The following is a 17,173-nucleotide window of genomic DNA, read 5'->3' as shown; positions in this document are numbered from 1 at the left end:
CACCGCGAAGCAAAGGAACCCCCATGGCAGTCAGCGTCCGGATCCCCACCATCCTCCGCACCTACACCGGCGGCGAGTCCGAGGTGAGCGCCACCGGCGCCAACCTGGCGGAGATCCTGGACGACCTCGACGCCCGCTACGCCGGCATCAAGGGCCGCATCCTCGACGAGGACGGCAAGCTGCGCCGCTTCGTCAACGTCTACGTCAACAACGACGACGTGCGCTTCGAGCAGGACCTCGCCACCCCCACCCCCGACGGCGCGGAGGTCTCCGTGATCCCCGCGGTCGCCGGTGGTTCTCGTTGAGTCGTCACTTCTGACCCGTCCAGTCGTCAGTTCTGCCCCGCCGAGTCATCACTTCTGACGACTCGGCGGGTCAGAACCGACGACTCAACCGAGGAGACGGGCGGCCAGGGCGGCGCTGGCGGGGTAGTCCACCTTGCTGACGGGGGTGCGCGGCACCTCGTCGACGAAGAGCACCGTCTTGGGGACCTTGTAGTTGGAGATGAGCGCGCGGCAGTGCTCGCGTACGTCGTCCTCGGTGAGCGTCACGCCGTCCCGGCGCTGGACGAGGGCGGTGACCTGCTGGCCCCAGCGCTCGTGAGGGGTGCCGACGACCACCGCGTCGAAGACGTCCTCGTGGCGCAGCAGTACCGCCTCGACCTCCTCGGGGTGCACCTTCTCGCCGCCGGTGTTGATGCAGACCGAGCCGCGGCCCAGGACCGTGACGGAGCCGTCCTCCTCGCGCCGAGCGAAGTCGCCCGGGATCGCCCAGCGCACCCCGTCGATCACCTTGAAGGTCGCGGCGGTCTTCTCCGGGTCCTTGTAGTAGCCCAGCGGCACCGGTCCGCAGCGCCCGAGCATCCCGTCGACGCCCACGGGACAGGGCTTGAGCTCGGGGTCGAACACCTCGACCTGGTCGTTCACCGTGAACCGCGGAGCGCTCTGGCCGGCCTCGCTGCCGTCGTCCATCCGGGAGCCGGCAGCGCCGGACTCGGAGGAGCCGTAGGAGTCGAGGATGAAGCGGCCCGGCAGTGCCCGCCGGATCTCGTCGCGTACGCCGTCCGACAGCGGCGCCGCGCCGTTGGACACGGCGGCCAGGCTCGACAGGTCCCACCGGTCCGGCTCGGCGAGGATCGCCTCGGCGACCGGGCGGCCCATGGCGTCGCCCAGGAAGGTCAGGGAGACGACCCTCGCCCTCTCGACGAGGTCGAGGATCGTGGCCGCGTCGAAGTGCGGCTCGGTGTACAGAGCCACCGTGTGGCCGGCGACGTGGCCGTTGCCGACGATCCACTGGCTGCCGCCGTGCATCATCGGCCCGCAGGCCAGCAGCACCATGGGGCTCTCGACGGCGACGGCCTCCTCGACGAGCTGCTCGACCGAGTCGAGCGGTGCGCCGTACCTGCCGGCGTTCAGGGCGGCACGCAGCAGGTCCTCGTTGCGCCACACCACGCCCTTCGGGTAGCCGGTCGTGCCGCCGGTGTAGAGCACGTAGTGGTCGTCCGCGGTGCGGCCGGCGATCGTGCGCTCCGGCGAGGCCGCGGCCAGCGCGGCGTCGTACTCCTCGCCGAGCACGATCGTGTGCCGCAGGGTCGGCGTGTCCAGCGCGGCCACGGCGTCCACGAACTCGGGGGCGACGATCGCGGCGACGCAGTCGGCGTTGTCGTAGAGATAGGCCAGCTCGTCGCGCAGGTACTTGTAGTTGATGTTGATGGGGACCGCCCGCGCCTTCAGGCAGCCGTAGAGCGCGTCGATCCACTCGATCCGGTTGGTCGAGTGGACGGCGACGTGCTGCCCCGGCTGGATGCCCAGGCCGACGAGGTGGTTCGCCAGCCGGGTCGCGCGCTCGTCGATCTCGGCGAACGTCCACACGCGGTCGCCGGTGTGGATGGCGGCCCGGTCCGGGAGTGCGTCGGCCATCCCCTCGAGGACGTCGGCGAGGTTGAGGGGACGGGCGGCGGTCCGTGTGGTGGGGGTCACAGGAGAAGAGTGCCAAACTAGAACAGGTTCTTGCCAGTAAACGCTCCACTCGGTGACGGGTTGCGTGCTCGTCGGGACAATGGCCCGGTGACCGACCACCACTACGCGCTGGACCTCACCTGGCAGGGCAACCGCGGCACCGGGACCTCCGGCTACCGCGACTACGACCGGACCGTGCTGCTCACCGCGTCGGGCAAGCCCGACCTCCTCGGCTCGGCCGACCCGACCTTCCGCGGCGACGCGGCGCGCTGGAACCCCGAGGAGCTGCTCCTCGCCGCCCTGGCGCAGTGCCACCTGCTGTCCTATCTCCACTCGGCGGTCAACCACGGCGTCGTCGTCACGGCGTACGACGACAGCCCGGTCGGCACCATGGCGCAGGTGGGACAGGGCGGCCGGTTCACCTCGGTCACGCTGCGGCCCCGGGTCACCGTCGCCGCGCCCGACATGGTCGAGACCGCGCGCGAGATCCACGGCGAGGCCGGCCGGAACTGCTTCATCGCGGCGTCCGTGAGCTTCCCGGTCGGACACGAGCCGACCATCCTCGTCGCCGGGACCTGACACCCCGGGGCCACTGCCCGGCCACGATCCGTTCAGGCCGGTCTGGTTCAAAGCAGCCATGACCGCCCCGACCCGCCGCGCCCGCACCGCCCTCCTCGCCGCCGGCCTGGCTCTCGCCGGGGTCGGCGTGACGACGGGCGGTGGGCGCGAGCTGCTGCGCCGCCAGGCGGCGATCGCCCGCGCGCGGATCGGCAAGCCGCTCGGCGAGGAGGCGATCCCGGCGGACAAGGTCTGGAAGCGCAAGTCGTACGACGGGCCGCCCCTCCAGCTGCTCGTCCTCGGTGACTCGATCGCCGCCGGGCTCGGGGCCGAGCGGGCCAAGGACACCCTCGGCGCGCGGATCGCGCGCGGCCTGGCCGGCGAGGTGCGTCGGCCCGTGGCGCTGCGCACCGCCGCGGTGGTCGGCTCGGAGAGCTCGGCGCTGAGCGGGCAGCTCGACGGGCTGCCCGAGGGCTACCGCGCCGACGTCGCGGTGATCGTGATCGGCGGGAACGACGTCACCCACCGGGTGCCGGTGGCGACCTCCGCGGCCCACCTGGAGACGGCGGTGGTGCGGCTGCGGGAGCAGGGGACGGAGGTCGTGGTCGGCACCTGTCCCGACCTGGGCGCGCTCCGGCCGGTGCCGCAGCCGCTTCGCTCGCTCGGCTCGCGGATGTCGCGCCAGCTGGCGCAGGCGCAGGCGGAGGTCGCCGTACGCAACGGGGCGCACGCGGTCTCGCTCGCGCACGTGGTGGGGCCCTTCTTCATCACCAACCCGGACGAGATGTTCAGCCTGGACCGCTTCCATCCCAGCGCCCTGGGCTACAAGCGCACCGCGAAGGCGCTGCTGCCGTCGGTCCTACTGGCGCTCGGTCACGCGGAGCGGGTCCCGTTCGGACACCACGCGCCGGCCTCCTAGGCTCGCGCCCATGGCCACCGTCCTCCTCGCGACCTTCGACCTGATGCCCGACGGCGAGCCGGGGGGTGCCGCCCTCCCGAAGGCGCTGGCGCCGCACGGCATCGAGGCCCGATGGGTGCGCTGGGACGACCCTGGCGTGGACTGGTCGGCCGCGGACCTCGTCGCCGTGCGCTCGACCTGGGACTACCACCGCCGCCTCGCGGACTTCCTCGCCTGGGCGCGGGAGGTGGACGCCGCCACCACCTTGCTCAACGGAGCCGACGTCTTCGCCTGGAACGCCGACAAGGCCTATCTCGTCGAGCTCGCGCAGCTCGTCCCCACCGTCCCGACCGCCACCCTCGACGACACCGACCTGGCCGCGGGCCTGGCGGACGCGCTCGAGCGGTGGGGGAGTGTCGTGGTGAAGCCGCGCACGGGCGCGGGCGGCGTGGGCGTCGTGGTCGCCGAGAGCCTCGCCGACCCGCGCCTCGAGGGCCTGGTCGCGGGACCCTGGCTCGCCCAGCCGCTCGTGGAGAGCGTCCGCACGACCGGCGAGTCCTCGGTCTACGTCTTCGACGGGCGCGCGGTCGCCCAGGTCGACAAGGTGGTGGGGTCGCAGGCGGCGACGGGGGAGGTGCGCGTGCACGAGCTGTACGGCGGCAGCAGCCGCCCGGTCGCACTCGACCCCGAGCGCGCGGCCGTGGCCACCGAGGCCGTCCGGCAGGGGGCCCGTCACTGGGACGCGGACCTCGCGTACGCGCGGGTCGACCTGGTCTCCTGGGAGGGCCGCTGGGTGGTCGGGGAGCTGGAGCTGATCGAGCCCGGGCTCTACCTCGACGTCGACCCGGCCAACGCGGAGCGCTTCGCCGAGGTCGTCGTACGGCGGCTGAGGTCGGCCTGAGAAGACGGCCTTCTCCTTGCACTCGCCATGGTCGAGTGCTAAACATGACGTTGGCACTCTCGCCTTGAGAGTGACAACGGACATCGCGAAGGAATCGCAGGAGTTATGTCGAAGCTGATTGCTTTCAACGAGGAGGCCCGCCGCGGTCTCGAGCGTGGCATGAACACGCTCGCGGACGCCGTCAAGGTCACCCTGGGCCCCAAGGGCCGCAACGTCGTGCTGGAGAAGAAGTGGGGCGCCCCCACGATCACCAACGACGGTGTCTCCATCGCCAAGGAGATCGAGCTCGAGGACCCCTACGAGAAGATCGGCGCCGAGCTGGTCAAGGAGGTCGCGAAGAAGACGGACGACGTCGCCGGTGACGGTACGACGACCGCGACCGTCCTCGCCCAGGCGCTGGTCCGCGAGGGTCTGCGCAATGTCGCCGCCGGCGCGAACCCGATGGGTCTCAAGCGCGGCATCGAGGCCGCCGTCTCCGCCGTCTCCGAGCAGCTGCTCGGCATGGCCAAGGACGTCGAGACCCGCGAGCAGATCGCCGCCACCGCCACGATCTCCGCCGGTGGCGACGCCACCGTCGGCGACGCCATCGCCGAGGCGATGGACAAGGTCGGCAAGGAGGGCGTGATCACGGTCGAGGAGTCGAACACCTTCGGCATCGACCTCGAGCTGACCGAGGGCATGCGGTTCGACAAGGGCTACATCTCGGCCTACTTCGTCACCGACCCCGAGCGCATGGAGACCGTCCTCGAGGACGCCTACGTGCTGATCGCCAACAGCAAGATCAGCAACGTCAAGGACCTGCTGCCGCTGCTCGAGAAGGTCATGCAGTCGGGCAAGCCGCTCGTCATCATCGCCGAGGACGTCGACGGCGAGGCGCTGTCGACCCTGGTGGTCAACAAGATCCGCGGCACCTTCAAGTCGGTCGCGGTCAAGGCCCCCGGCTTCGGCGACCGCCGCAAGGCCATGCTGCAGGACATCGCGATCCTCACCGGCGGCCAGGTCATCTCCGAGGAGGTCGGCCTCAAGCTGGAGACCGCCGGTCTCGAGCTGCTCGGCCAGGCCCGCAAGGTCGTCATCACCAAGGACGAGACCACCATCGTCGAGGGTGCCGGCGACACCGCCCAGATCGAGGGCCGGGTCAACCAGATCCGCGCCGAGATCGAGAAGTCGGACTCCGACTACGACCGCGAGAAGCTGCAGGAGCGCCTCGCCAAGCTGGCCGGCGGCGTGGCCGTCATCAAGGTCGGCGCGGCCACCGAGGTCGAGCTGAAGGAGCGCAAGCACCGCATCGAGGACGCCGTCCGCAACGCCAAGGCGGCCGTCGAGGAGGGCATCCTGCCCGGCGGTGGTGTCGCTCTGGTCCAGGCCGGCGCGAACGCGTTCGACAAGCTCGAGCTCGAGGGTGACGAGGCCACCGGCGCGAACATCGTCAAGGTCGCCCTGTCCGCCCCGCTCAAGCAGATCGCCGTCAACGCCGGCCTCGAGGGCGGCGTCGTCGCGGAGAAGGTCGCGAACCTTCCCGCCGGCCAGGGCCTCAACGCCGCGACGGGTGACTACGTCGACCTGCTGGCCGAGGGCATCATCGACCCGGCCAAGGTGACCCGCTCGGCGCTGCAGAACGCCGCGTCGATCGCCGCGCTGTTCCTCACCACCGAGGCCGTTGTGGCCGACAAGCCGGAGAAGGCCGCCCCCGCTGGCGACCCGACCGGTGGCATGGGTGGCATGGACTTCTGAGTCCAGGCTGCTTCGCCGCTTCATCCCCACAGGGCCCTCGCTTCGGCGGGGGCCCTGTGGCTTTGTTGCTGTGCTGCTTGGCAGATGCGGAGGATGTCGTACTCATCACGGCATGCCCGGGCAGCACACGCTAGGACGTGCGCTCGTCTCCCGTGTCGAAGAAGTGGTCGAGATAGGGGTCGGGCTCCAGGTCACTCACCCGCATCAACGAGTAGAGCTCCGCCCTGTGACGTGGTTCGTCGAACAGCGTGAAGGACTGGAACAGCGGCAATACCTCGCAAGGCTCGATGCCTTCGGCGTACTCCGCGGCTTCCCGCTCCGCCTGCACGATCGCCCCCTCCGCGTCGAGAGCTTGGAAGAGAACAACCCGCTCCTCGTACACATCTCGTCCACTGTGCAGGCCAGCGAAGCGGTAGTGGCTGCGCACGGTGAACCAAGGCATGCGGCACACCATTTCATAGCCGTCGGGCTCTCGCCCGGCCTTCGGTGTGAGCGGGCTCCTCGAGCTCTATCCCAGACGCGGCGGTTTGACCGGCCGCCCCAGCCGCCCAACAAGGCTCTCCAGCCCCGCCAACGGGGCATGCCCGGCGTAACACCTCACGACGGCCAGGCGAGCGCAGCGTGGATCTCGACCCCAGGCGGCGCTGGATAGGACTCGCCGAGCACGGTGCCGTCGGAATCACGCAGCAGCTCGACGCGCGTCGTGCCGCGTGGAGTGACCACGCGTGCCAACCCGTGGGGTGTGATCCAGCGGTAGGCGGTAAGGCCCAGTTGCCGCACCTGGTAGCCGCCGCCTCCGTCGGGCAGGTGGCCGTGGGTCTTGATCCGATGGTGCCGGCGGGCCAGGGGAGCGGCGTTGTGGTCGCCGGTCTGGCCGGGTGGTCCGCCGCGGGCGGGCGGGACGTAGGGAGTGGGGTGGTCCAGGTCGAACCGTCCGCCGACGCTGGCCAGGTTCGTGGAGTGCGGGAAGACGTCGCCGCACATCCGCTGGATGGTGCGCTCGCGGACGATGGTGGGGTGCTCGTAGCTGTTCACGCTCGTGACGCCGGCGAGGTCCAGCACGGGCTGCACGGTGAGGTCGTGGCGGCCGAGGAGCTCGGCGAGCTGTTCGAGCAGGAACGGACCGAGACCCTCGACCCGGGTCACGCCCGGGATGATGCCGCTGAGGGCGAGGGCCGAGAGGTGCACGTGGATGACGGCCTTGCGGCGTCGGGCCGGCGCCCTAGGCGGTGCGGGTGAGTCGTCCGCGCCGTCCAACCCATCCAGGAAGCGTGCTGCGGCGTGCGGGTCCGCGAGGAGCGCCAACGCCTCGGCCCGCAGCTGGGCCCGAGTGGCGGGCTCGTCGTCCGAGCCCCGGTCCTGGTGCGCCTCGAGGGCGTCGGCGAGGTCGTTGATCGCGGCGTCCAGGTGGACCGCGGCACCGGCGGGCAGCTTCGCGGCGAACCGGCGGGTGGCCGCCTCGCCACCGCCGACCGGGTCGATGATCTCGCCGGGGCGCGGCTTGGAGAGCCAGCATCCGGTCTTCCGGGCGTCCTCGGCGACCCGGGCCTGGTGGGCGGCGAGGTCCGCCTCGATCACCTTCGCCTCGGCGATCCGCAGGATCCGGCCGGGTGCCTCGTCCACCGCCGCGGCGACGGCAGCGTCGACGACGCGAACGGCCTCGCGGTCCAGCTCACGGGCCATCACCGCGACCTTGCGCGCCAGCCAGACCGGCATCCTCAGCTCGAGCACCAGGCTCCACAGCGCCGGCAGCCGGTGCCGCAGGTCGAGCGCCGCGGCGGCGAGGTGGTGCGTGCTGACGTAGCCCGCCTGGAAGGCGATGGCCAGCTCGCCGATGGACAGCTCGGCGACCAGCGGCGTGCCGTCGCCACCGAGCCGGACCAGCCGGTCCCCGCCTGCCCTCACCGGCGCGGCGCCGGGGGCGGACTGCGGGTCGTTGCCATTGCGGTCGCACCAGGCCAGCGCGAGCAGGAGCTGGTCGACCTCGGCCTGGCGGCGTACGTCGACATTGGCCTCGGCGCGCGCCAGCAGCTCCGCCGCCGAGAGCTCCGCCAGGTCGATGTCCATGACCCGATCCTGCGCCACACCCCCGACACAAACCCCGCCCCCGAACCTCAGGCGAGCGAGGCGAGCAGGCGCCGGTAGGTCTCTTCGACGTCGCCTTCCGCGCTCTCGACGACGACGGCGTCGGGACGGCTGCCCGCGAGTGCCTGGAGCGCCGCATGGCGGCGGTGGATCGCCTCGTCGCCGCCCTGCGCGGCGACGATGGCCCGGACCTGCGCGTGCCAGGGGTCGTCGGGCTGGTCCGCCCCGCGCCGGTGGAAGCGCGCGACCGCCCGGTCGGGCGCGTCCATGAGGAGTCGTTCGACGAACTGCGCCTGCGCTCGCGCGGCGCACCCCTCGAACAGGCCGATCTCCGCAGGGTCGATCAGCAGCTGGGGGAGTACGACGTCCTGGCCGCTCGCGAGATAGGCCTCGATCATCGCCAGCGCGGCGGGTCGGATCAGCGAGCCGGCCCGCACGAAGTCGTCTGCCCATCCGCCGACGAGCGTGCGCAGGACGTCGATGTCGCAGTTCAGCGTTCCCGGGTGCTCCGCGGCGTACCGCCGGGCGATCGTGGACTTCCCGATCCCCGGCGGGCCGTTGAGGTGGAGAAGACGGGCCACGTCCCGCACGCTACCCGCCACAAGTCGTGGAGAAGTCTTCTCATTTTCGCGTGACCTCGCGGGTCTCGTCGCCGTCTACGTACCGCCGAGCGGGAGCGAAGCCCGAATCACTTTTGGTGAGACCTGGGTAACAATCCGGGCGTTCGGCTGCGGTGCAGAGCCGTGGCGCCTACCGTCGCGGCGGGACAAGGGGAGAGGGACATACCGTGGGAGCAGTGCGCCCTGAGGGCGGAAGCATGCGTCGTTGGGTTGTGGGAGGCCTGGCGATGCTGGTGGCGATGGTGAGCGCGCTGATGGCCGTGCCGCCGTCGACGGCCGCGGCGGACTCGCTGCAGATCGACAAGACGGTCGACCAGGCCGAGCCGCAGCCGGGGGAGACCTTCACGTACCTGATCCAGGTGCGCTGCTCGGAGGACGACTGCCTCGACGCCCGGGTCGTGGACGAGCTGCCCGACGAGCTGGTCGGCTTCGGCATCCAGAACGTCTCGTTCAGCCCGAACGCCGCCACGGTGCCGCGCACGGTGACCTGGGCGCCGGGGGGCGGCGCGACCCCTCCGGCCACGGTGACCGCCGACACCGGCCTGACGGTCGACCTGGACCAGGCCACCGACGGCCCGGTCGGCACCGGCCTGCAGGCGGGTACGACGTACACGATCTCCCTCTCGCTCGAGGTGCCCGACGACTACCCGCCGGGCCGCAGCGGCGACATCGTCAACACCGCCCGCGTGACGGCCTCGAACGCCGACCCGAAGACGAGCAGCGCCACGATCAACGTCGAGGCGCCGATCACCACCGGGGTCGCGGTCGAGAAGACGTGGACGCCCCAGGCACAGGCGTTCGACCCGGGCGCGGACTCCGTCATCGGCCTCGAGGTCCGCAACAGCAGCAATGTCGCCGTCGACCGGCTGAGCGTCCAGGAGCCGAAGGCCGCCCCGGACGGCGCGGCCCAGCTCGACGCGAGCAACCCGTTCACGATCACCGACTTCACCGGCTTCGGCGACGTCGCCCTGCACGCCGGCTGCGCCACGGTGCGCGTCGACGCCTATGTCCGCACGGGTGGCACCTGGAGCTGGACCCAGGGGCCCGAGACCCCGCGCGCCGAGCCGCTGAGCCTCCCGGCCGGCGTCACGAACGCCGACGTCGGCGGCGTACGGCTCACCTGCGCCGGCAGCCTGGCTCCCGGCCAGCAGGCGCGGCTCGAGCTCGACGTGGAGCAGCGCTCCACGCACCGCAACGACGCCGGCGACCTCTCCACCGCGCAGCACCGCGTCGACAACGTCGCCACCGGGTCCGCGATCCTCGCGGGTCAGCCGACCGTCCATGACGACGCCGAGGCGTCGTACGTCGTGCGCCCGGCCATCCCCACCGTCGAGGCCAACAAGAACATCTCGCCGGACCGGATCACCGCCGGGCAGGACGCGCCCGCGAGGATCACCGGCACCAACGGCGAGGTTCCCGTGGAGCGGCTGCACCTGGCCGACCTCGACTTCTTCGACGACGAGGTGACCTTCGGCGGCTTCGACGGACCACTGACCTGGCCGGCGGACGCCGACGAGGCGACGATCGCCTACCACCTGCTGGCGGGCGGCCAGACGACCGAGACCGTGACCCGTGGCCAGGTCCCCGCCGGGCCCGGCGCGGCGATCTCCGGCTTCGAGATCACCTGGACCGGCCCGATCGGCGCCAACGAGTCCGGTGGCGCGGCCTTCACCATCGCCACCAGCGAGGACGCCACGGGCGGCCTGCCCGAGCTCACCCTGACCAACCGCGTCGACGCCGACGTACGTGCGTCCAACGGCCTCACGGACGCCGACGAGGACAGCGACACCGTGCGGATCGTCGACCCGGCCATCACCACCACCCTGACCAAGACGGTCCGGCCGTCGTCGGCCGTCGAGCCGGGCGACGCGGTGATCTCCTCGCTGCAGTCCACCGCGCTCGCCCAGGGAGACGGCGCGCTGGTCCACGACATCGTCCTGACCGACGTCGTCGGCACCGGTGACGCGGAGTTCTGGGACGCCTTCGACCTCGTCTCGGTCGCGCCCACCCAGGTCCCCGCCGGGACGCGGCTCACCGTCGAGGTGCAGGACGCCGACGGCTCCTGGCATCCCCTCGTCGTCCACGGGCCCGAGGGACCCGCGAGCGTCCTGCGACTCGACGCCACCGCGACCACCGCCGCCCTCGCCGCCCAGGGCCTCGACGCCGAGGACGTGCAGGGGATCCGGTTCTCCTTCCACAACGACGCGGGCTTCGCCACCACCACCACGGTCACCCCGAACATCGAGTTCGCCGCGCGCGGCGAGCTGCGCGACGGCGGTGCGGTCACGCCCGGTCCCGACCGGCCGACGCCGTACGTCAACGCCGCGACCGTCGAGGCGGACGGCGAGTCGGCGGGCGGGCACGAGCTGTCCGACGACGACGGCGACACCGGCGTCGGCACCATCGTGACCGACGCCGACGGACCCGGACCCGGGCTCGACATCGCGAAGACCTGGGCCGAGTCCGCGGTCGACGCGCAGTCCAGCGACCGCGCCACCACCCACCTGGACTGGAACGTGGGCCGCGGACTGTCGCCCGTGGCGATCTCCGACGCGGCGTCCGACCCGGCCAGCACCGCGGTGGCGGAGACGGTCTACGACGCCTTCGACCTGGTGCGCGTCCAGCCTGTCGCGTCGAGCGCGACGCCGTACGCCACCGGGTGGTATCTCCGGTACGACACCGTCACCGAGGTCGCGCTGTACGACGGCACCGGCTGGGTGCCCGTGCCGGCGCCGGGCGGCTCCTGGATGGACGGCTCGCGCGGCTTCAAGGGCTACGAGCTGACCGCGGCCCAGCGCGCGTCGACGACCGGCGTGCGGATCACGCTCGCCGAGACCGCCGCGGACACCGCCGCGCGCGAGGCCGCCCGGCAGGCCGGTCCCGCGTTCGACCCGTTCGCCCCCGCGCCGGGCGCCGGCGTCGGTGCGGGCAGCACCGACCGCCGCTTCTCGCTGCAGTGGCAGGTCCGCGACCGCGCCCGCTCCGACGGCGCCTTCGTGGTGGAGGACCGCGACTACAACACGCCCGACTCCGGCCTCGTCGAGAACGACGTGCGCATCGCCGGCACGCCGCTCGGCGGCGGCGCGGTCATCGTCGCGACCGACGCCGACACCATCCAGGTCCTCGACCCGGAGCCGGCAGTCGCGGTCGCCAAGTCGGTCGCGCCGACGGCCGACGTGCACGTGCCGCCCGTCGGTACGGCGCCCGGCGCCTATCCCACGGCCACCTGGACGATCGCCGGCCACAACGGCTCGACCGCCCGGGCGTCGTACGTCCGGCTGACCGACCCGGCGGGATGCACCGACACCGGCCTGCCCGCCTGCCAGAGCGCCGCCGACGCGGCGGGTGCCCACGCCGACCCGTTCGACCTGTCGGCCGACCACCTCGGCGACCCGTCCCGGCCCAACCCGCTGGACCGCTTCGACGTCACCGGCATCACGATCGCGGCGAGCAAGGCCGGCCAGGTCGACCTCGCCTCCAGCGTGGTGTGGCTGCTGCGCTACGCCGACGGCGCCTACACGACCGAGCGGACCACGGCCGCCGCCGTCAACGCCGGCGTGAGCAGCCCCGGCACGATCGTCGGCATCAGCGTGACCTTCCAGGGCGCCGCTCCGGCGACCACGGGCGGCACGATCACCCAGGACAACGAGCTCACCGTCACCCTGCAGACCCGCCTGCGCCCCACCCTGCGGAGCACGGGCGCCGACCAGGTGCTGCGGGCCGGCGACACTCTCGACGTCACCAATCGCGTCTTCGCGCAGTCCTACGACCCGGTCACCAGCCCGGGCGTGGCCACCGGCGACGTCGACGACGCGACCCTGCGGCTCACCGGCGGTCTCGTGAACGTGCACCCGACCAAGTCGGTCAGCCCCGCACTGATCACCGAGCCGTCGCCCGACGTGCCGGTCACGGTGACGCTCGGCGCCGACCAGGGCTCCAGCCCGCGCAGCACGCTCTCGCCGCAGCGGCTCGTGATCGAGGACCAGGCGTCCTCGGCCGCCTTCTGGGACGTCTTCGCGTTCACCGGCCTCGGCGCGGTGAGCCTGCCCGCCGGTGCCGACCGCGTCCAGGTCGACGTGTACGACGGCCAGCGCTGGGTCCTCGGCGCGCCGGCACCGTCGGCCGCGCTGCCGGCGGAGGTGCCCGGCTCCCTGCCGCTCGCCGAGATCCAGGGGGTGCGGTTCACCTTCACCCGGGCGGACGGCGCCCTGTTCTCCGCCGCGGTCCCCGCGCCCAACTGGTCGGCCAGCGCCCGCTTCCAGGTCCGGCTGCGGTCGACCCACCGAGCGTCCGGCGACCCGGTCGCCTTCGACGGGACGACGGTGCCGAACACGCAGACCTCGGCGACGACCCGTCCCGACGGCAACGACTCCGCACGGAAGGACGCCACGGCCGGGATCCAGCTGTCACCCGGCAGCCGCGAGCTCGCCGTGCGCAAGCTGACCAACGACGGCAACCGGCTGGCCTCGGTCGGCGACGCCGTGCCCTTCGAGCTGACCCTCCGCAATGCCGGGACCGGCTACCTGACGCTCACCGAGCTGCGCGACGTGCTGCCCAAGGAGCTGCTCTACACGGGCACCCCGGCGCCCGTCTTCACCGCCGACCCCGCGGGCACCCTGTCCGAGGACGTCACGGTGACTCCCGAGGCCGGGGGCTCCGCCCTGCGGTTCACCTGGCCGGAGGCAGGCGCGCGGATGCGGCCCGGCGAGGTGTTCCGGATCCGGCTGAGCCTCGAGCTCCAGCCCGGGCTCGGGACCGGGCAGACCGCGACCAACACGATCATCGCGCGCACCGAGGAGACCCTCGCGTCGTGTCGCAACACCGTGGCGGGCGGACCGCTCACCGGCGACTGGGCCGCGGATCCGCACACCTGCGGGACGTCCGACTACGTCGGCACGGTCACCGGTCCGAACCTCTACACCGTCAAGGGCGTCCGCGGCTCGCTGCCCGGCGCCTCCCAGCCCGGCAACCCCGCGGCCACCTGCAGCCCGACGCTGACGGCGACCGGCGGCGCCTACTACCGCTCGCCGTGCGTGGCCAACAGCGAGGTCGACGGGACCGACGACTGGGTCCTGCACAGCGTGAACGCCGGCACGGTCGCCATCGACGAGATGACGGTCTTCGACCAGCTGCCCGTGCGCGGCGACCGGCAGCTGGTCTCGGGCGGCGCGCGCGGCTCGGCGTACCGACCCCAGCTGGTCGGCGGGTCCCTGAAGGTCTCGGCCCCGGCCGGGACCACGCAGCGGGTCGAGGTCACCACCAGCCCCGACGTCTGTGTGGGGACCTGGAGCGGCCTGGCCACCCAGCCGGTCTGCGAGCAGAGCGGTGAGACCTGGGCGGAGCCCGACGGGGACACCGACTGGTCGCAGGTGACCGGCATCCGGGTCCGGCTGGACTTCCGCTCCACCACCGCCGGCTCGCTGCGCGCCGGCCAGGGTGTCGACGTCACGTTCTCGACCACGAACGTGATGGCCTCGCCCGCCGACGCCCGTGGCGTCCCGGCCGTGGCTCCCGCCGACGACCTGGTCGCGTGGAACCAGCACGGGATCAAGTTCAAGTACACCGGCATCAACGCCTTCCGCCAGATCGCCCCCAACAAGGTCGGCGTGCACCTGCGCACCGGCTCCGTCGTGGTCGACAAGCAGGTCACCGGACCGGCCGGGGCGTACGCGCCCGGTGTCTTCCGCGTCGACGCCGCCTGCCAGGCCGGCGGCGTCGCCCTCGACCTGGGGGCGGGCGCGGAGCTCGAGCTCCGCGAGGCGACCGGTCGGACGGCGCGGCTGGACGGGATCCCGATCAGCGCGCACGGCAGCGGTTGCACCTTCACCGAGCAGGGGGCAGTCGGCACCTTCGGCGAGACCTCGCGCTCGGGCACGCCGGTGACCGTCGAGATCGGGGACACCCCGGCGCATGCGACGATCACGAACGACTATCGGTTCACCGGGCTGTCGGTGACCAAGGAGGTGCGGACCGAGGCGACCGGGACCACCTTCGGGCCGTTCACGTTCACCCTGGGCTGCACCTCGATCACGGGCCGTGCCGTCACCTTCGACGACGCCGGTGCCACCGAGCTGAGGTTCACCCTCGAGGCGGGCGAGACGTTCAGGGCGCCGGCCGACCGGATCCCCGTCGGAGCGGCCTGCCGGGTCACCGAGACCGACCGGTTCTTCGCCGACCGGATCGTGGTCACGGGCACCAACGTCGTCGACCACGGCGACGGCTCGGCGACGGTCACGCCCGGCGTCGCGCCGGCCGACGTCGAGATCACCAACGCCTACGACGCCGGCACCGTGACCCTGGAGAAGAAGGTCGAGGGTGCGGGGGCCACCCGCTACGGCACGGGCACCTTCACCTTCCAGGTCCGCTGCACCTACCGCGGCCAGACGCCGTACGACGAGACGGTCCGTCTCGCCGCCGGGGAGTCGCGCACGGTGGGCCCGTTCGCGGTCGGCACCTCCTGCACCGCCGAGGAGACCGGCACCGGCGGGGCGACCAGCGCGCTCATGGTGCCGGCCGACGGCACCGTCGAAGTGCCCGCGCCGGACGTCCAGGGAGGCCTGAGCCGGGTCACGCTCACCGCGACCAACACCTTCCGGCAGACCTCGCTCGAGGTGACCAAGGAGGTCGTCGGCGACATCTCGGCTCCGGGAGCGGAGGGCCCGTTCCGCGTCGCCCTCGCCTGCACCTGGCTCGTCGACGGCCAGCGCGTGGCGTTCGACGTCCCGGGAGGCGCGGACCGCGTCCTCTCCCGCGGCAACGACTACCGCGCGTCGTACCCGGACCTGCCCTCGAGCGCGTCCTGCGCGCTCACCGAGACCAAGGACGGCGGAGCCGCGTCGACCACGATGACCGCGGTGGTCGCGGGCACGACGACCAGGAGCCGCACGCCGAGGATCGCCGTCGACCTGACCGGCACGAGCGCTCCGGGAGAGGCGTCGGTGCAGGTCGTCAACAGGTTCGAGGCTGCTGCCGACCCCGGCGCCGGCGACGAGCACACCGATGGTCTGCCCGCCACCGGTGCCGACCTCCGGCCCTGGCACCTGCTTCTCGGCACCGCGATGGTCTTCGTGGGCTGGGTCGTCGCCGTGGCGGCGAGGAGGCGACGGGACTGACGGTCGGGGGGCGCCCCAGGCCCGGGGCGCCCCGACGGCTGATGACGCCCGCGGAAGGCGGGCGTCGGTGCGATATCCGAGTGCGGACGGCGCGTCGGCCGTGCACGATGATGAGTCGAGGCACGACGGACCGGGGGAGGTGGTGACCGATGGCGCGGCGGATCATGTTCGTGCAGCTCAAGACCGGGTTCGACATCGACCGGGGTCCCTCCTGGATCGCGTGGGTGGAGTTCACCCGGAGCTGGAGGACTGCTCGGGTCCACGGACGCGTCCTGCGGCGGGCTCGGGCCTTCGACAGCAACTTCTACGATGTCGAGACCGGTGAGCGCTGCTGGCTCTCCGGCCCCAAGCGAGACCGCACAGACACCCGGTACGGGCCCAGCACGACGACCGTCGACGCGGATGCGCGAGAGGCATACGGGGCCTTCCTGCAGGGTGCCTCGTTGCCCGGCCGAGGCGGACCGCCGCATCGCGAGCCCGGTCCCGACCGGACCACTAGTCTCTGACGCGTGGTCCACGGCCTGCTCCTCGCCGCCGGTGCCGGCACCCGGATGGGCATGCCGAAGGCACTCGTCCGCGACGAGGACGGGACACCGTGGCTCACCCGGTCCGTCCAGGTCCTGCGCCGTGGCGGCTGCAGCGATGTCGTGGTGGTCCTGGGCGCGGGTGCCGACGAGGCGGAGCCGCTGCTCACCGGCCTGGCCGGGGTGACGACGGTGCGGTCGGCAGATTGGTCGACGGGGATGGGGGCGTCGCTCTCGACCGGCCTGACCGCCCTCGACGACGCGGACACCGACGCCGCCCTGGTGCACCTCGTCGACCTGCCCGATGTCACGGCGCGGGTGGTCGCCCGGGTCCTGGCCGCCGCCCCGGTCGGCCCCGCGACGCTCGCCCGCGCGTCGTACGGCGGCGTGCCGGGTCACCCGGTCCTTCTCGGCGGGGCCCACTGGGCAGGCGTCGCCGAGAGCGCGGTGGGCGACCGTGGCGCTCGCGCCTATCTCGCGGCGCATGACGTGGCGCTCGTCGAATGCGGCGATCTCGCCACGGGCGCGGACGTGGACCGGCGATGATGGCTCCGTGAGCTCCCCGACCACCGACGTGCGCGACGTCCCGCCGTGGCTCGCCGGCCTGGTCGCCATGACGGGCCCGGGACTCGGCGGAGCCGTGCTGACCGCGGTGCCCTACGCCCTCGACGCCCCGGTCTGGGTCGTCGTGGTCCTCTCCCTGGCCGGATGGGCGCTCGGCTATCTGGGGAGCCGGACGCTCCTGCGCTGGATGTACACGCCGCGCTGACTTCGGCAACACTT

Annotated in this window: 12 protein-coding genes; 8 read left to right on the top strand and 4 right to left on the bottom strand. The window is 72.5% G+C overall.

Features of this window, described 5'->3' with window-relative positions; all coding sequences use genetic code 11:
• Positions 1 to 23: 23 nt before the first annotated feature.
• Positions 24 to 305, top strand: coding sequence for a MoaD/ThiS family protein (locus ACJ5H2_RS16235; RefSeq protein ID WP_408896460.1), 282 nt, complete (start codon positions 24 to 26; stop codon positions 303 to 305).
• A gap of 84 nt (positions 306 to 389) precedes the next feature.
• Here the strand turns inward: ACJ5H2_RS16235 and ACJ5H2_RS16230 are convergent, their stop codons facing one another.
• Positions 390 to 1,979, bottom strand: coding sequence for an acyl-CoA synthetase (locus ACJ5H2_RS16230; protein WP_408896459.1), 1,590 nt, complete (start codon positions 1,977 to 1,979; stop codon positions 390 to 392).
• Positions 1,980 to 2,066: 87 nt separating this feature from the next.
• Here ACJ5H2_RS16230 and ACJ5H2_RS16225 point away from each other — a divergent pair, with 87 nt between their 5' ends.
• From ACJ5H2_RS16225 to groL, 4 genes are all read left to right on the top strand, one after another.
• Complete coding sequence (locus ACJ5H2_RS16225; protein ID WP_408896458.1) at positions 2,067 to 2,537, top strand: OsmC family protein; 471 nt, start codon at positions 2,067 to 2,069, stop codon at positions 2,535 to 2,537.
• 58 nt (positions 2,538 to 2,595) lie between these two features.
• Positions 2,596 to 3,435 (top strand): SGNH/GDSL hydrolase family protein, encoded by an 840-nt coding sequence (locus tag ACJ5H2_RS16220; protein ID WP_408896457.1) that lies wholly within the window; start codon positions 2,596 to 2,598, stop codon positions 3,433 to 3,435.
• 10 nt (positions 3,436 to 3,445) lie between these two features.
• Entirely contained in the window at positions 3,446 to 4,315 is an 870-nt protein-coding gene (locus ACJ5H2_RS16215) for a RimK family alpha-L-glutamate ligase (protein WP_408896456.1), read from the top strand.
• 105 nt (positions 4,316 to 4,420) lie between these two features.
• The gene (gene groL, locus ACJ5H2_RS16210; RefSeq protein ID WP_408896455.1) at positions 4,421 to 6,049 is read left to right on the top strand and encodes a chaperonin GroEL; all 1,629 of its coding nucleotides are present in this window, start codon (positions 4,421 to 4,423) and stop codon (positions 6,047 to 6,049) included.
• A gap of 130 nt (positions 6,050 to 6,179) precedes the next feature.
• Here the strand turns inward: groL and ACJ5H2_RS16205 are convergent, their stop codons facing one another.
• The 3 genes from ACJ5H2_RS16205 to ACJ5H2_RS16195 form a co-directional block, all read right to left on the bottom strand.
• Complete coding sequence (locus tag ACJ5H2_RS16205) at positions 6,180 to 6,491, bottom strand: hypothetical protein (RefSeq protein ID WP_408896454.1); 312 nt, start codon at positions 6,489 to 6,491, stop codon at positions 6,180 to 6,182.
• A gap of 155 nt (positions 6,492 to 6,646) precedes the next feature.
• On the bottom strand, positions 6,647 to 8,116 hold the full coding sequence (locus ACJ5H2_RS16200) for a hypothetical protein (RefSeq protein WP_408896453.1): 1,470 nt from the start codon (positions 8,114 to 8,116) through the stop codon (positions 6,647 to 6,649).
• 47 nt (positions 8,117 to 8,163) lie between these two features.
• Positions 8,164 to 8,715 (bottom strand): AAA family ATPase, encoded by a 552-nt coding sequence (locus tag ACJ5H2_RS16195; RefSeq protein WP_408896451.1) that lies wholly within the window; start codon positions 8,713 to 8,715, stop codon positions 8,164 to 8,166.
• 236 nt (positions 8,716 to 8,951) lie between these two features.
• On the opposite strand from ACJ5H2_RS16195, the gene ACJ5H2_RS16190 reads away from it, so the two are divergent.
• From ACJ5H2_RS16190 to ACJ5H2_RS16180, 3 genes are all read left to right on the top strand, one after another.
• Positions 8,952 to 15,866: a DUF5979 domain-containing protein gene (locus tag ACJ5H2_RS16190; RefSeq protein WP_408896450.1), complete on the top strand. Its 6,915-nt coding sequence runs from the start codon at positions 8,952 to 8,954 to the stop codon at positions 15,864 to 15,866.
• A gap of 509 nt (positions 15,867 to 16,375) precedes the next feature.
• A complete protein-coding gene (locus ACJ5H2_RS16185) occupies positions 16,376 to 16,936 on the top strand; it encodes an NTP transferase domain-containing protein (protein WP_408896449.1) in 561 nt (186 codons plus the stop codon).
• A 7-nt stretch (positions 16,937 to 16,943) separates the two neighbouring features.
• Positions 16,944 to 17,159, top strand: a complete 216-nt coding sequence (locus tag ACJ5H2_RS16180; protein WP_408896448.1) for a hypothetical protein — start codon at positions 16,944 to 16,946, stop codon at positions 17,157 to 17,159.
• Positions 17,160 to 17,173: the final 14 nt, after the last annotated feature.

It is taken from the genome of Nocardioides pymetrozini, assembly GCF_046058985.1.
GTDB lineage: Bacteria > Actinomycetota > Actinomycetes > Propionibacteriales > Nocardioidaceae > Nocardioides.
The sequence above is the reverse complement of the archived record's forward strand: the minus strand, read 5'-3'. Positions and strand labels throughout refer to the sequence as shown.

Coding starts and splice junctions, on each gene's coding strand:
- ACJ5H2_RS16235 (WP_408896460.1), top strand. CDS start 24: ATGGCAGTCAGCGTCCGGATCCCCACCATCCTCCGCACCTACACCGGC.
- ACJ5H2_RS16220 (WP_408896457.1), top strand. CDS start 2,596: ATGACCGCCCCGACCCGCCGCGCCCGCACCGCCCTCCTCGCCGCCGGC.
- ACJ5H2_RS16215 (WP_408896456.1), top strand. CDS start 3,446: ATGGCCACCGTCCTCCTCGCGACCTTCGACCTGATGCCCGACGGCGAG.
- groL (WP_408896455.1), top strand. CDS start 4,421: ATGTCGAAGCTGATTGCTTTCAACGAGGAGGCCCGCCGCGGTCTCGAG.
- ACJ5H2_RS16205 (WP_408896454.1), bottom strand. CDS start 6,491: ATGCCTTGGTTCACCGTGCGCAGCCACTACCGCTTCGCTGGCCTGCAC.
- ACJ5H2_RS16200 (WP_408896453.1), bottom strand. CDS start 8,116: ATGGACATCGACCTGGCGGAGCTCTCGGCGGCGGAGCTGCTGGCGCGC.
- ACJ5H2_RS16190 (WP_408896450.1), top strand. CDS start 8,952: ATGCGTCGTTGGGTTGTGGGAGGCCTGGCGATGCTGGTGGCGATGGTG.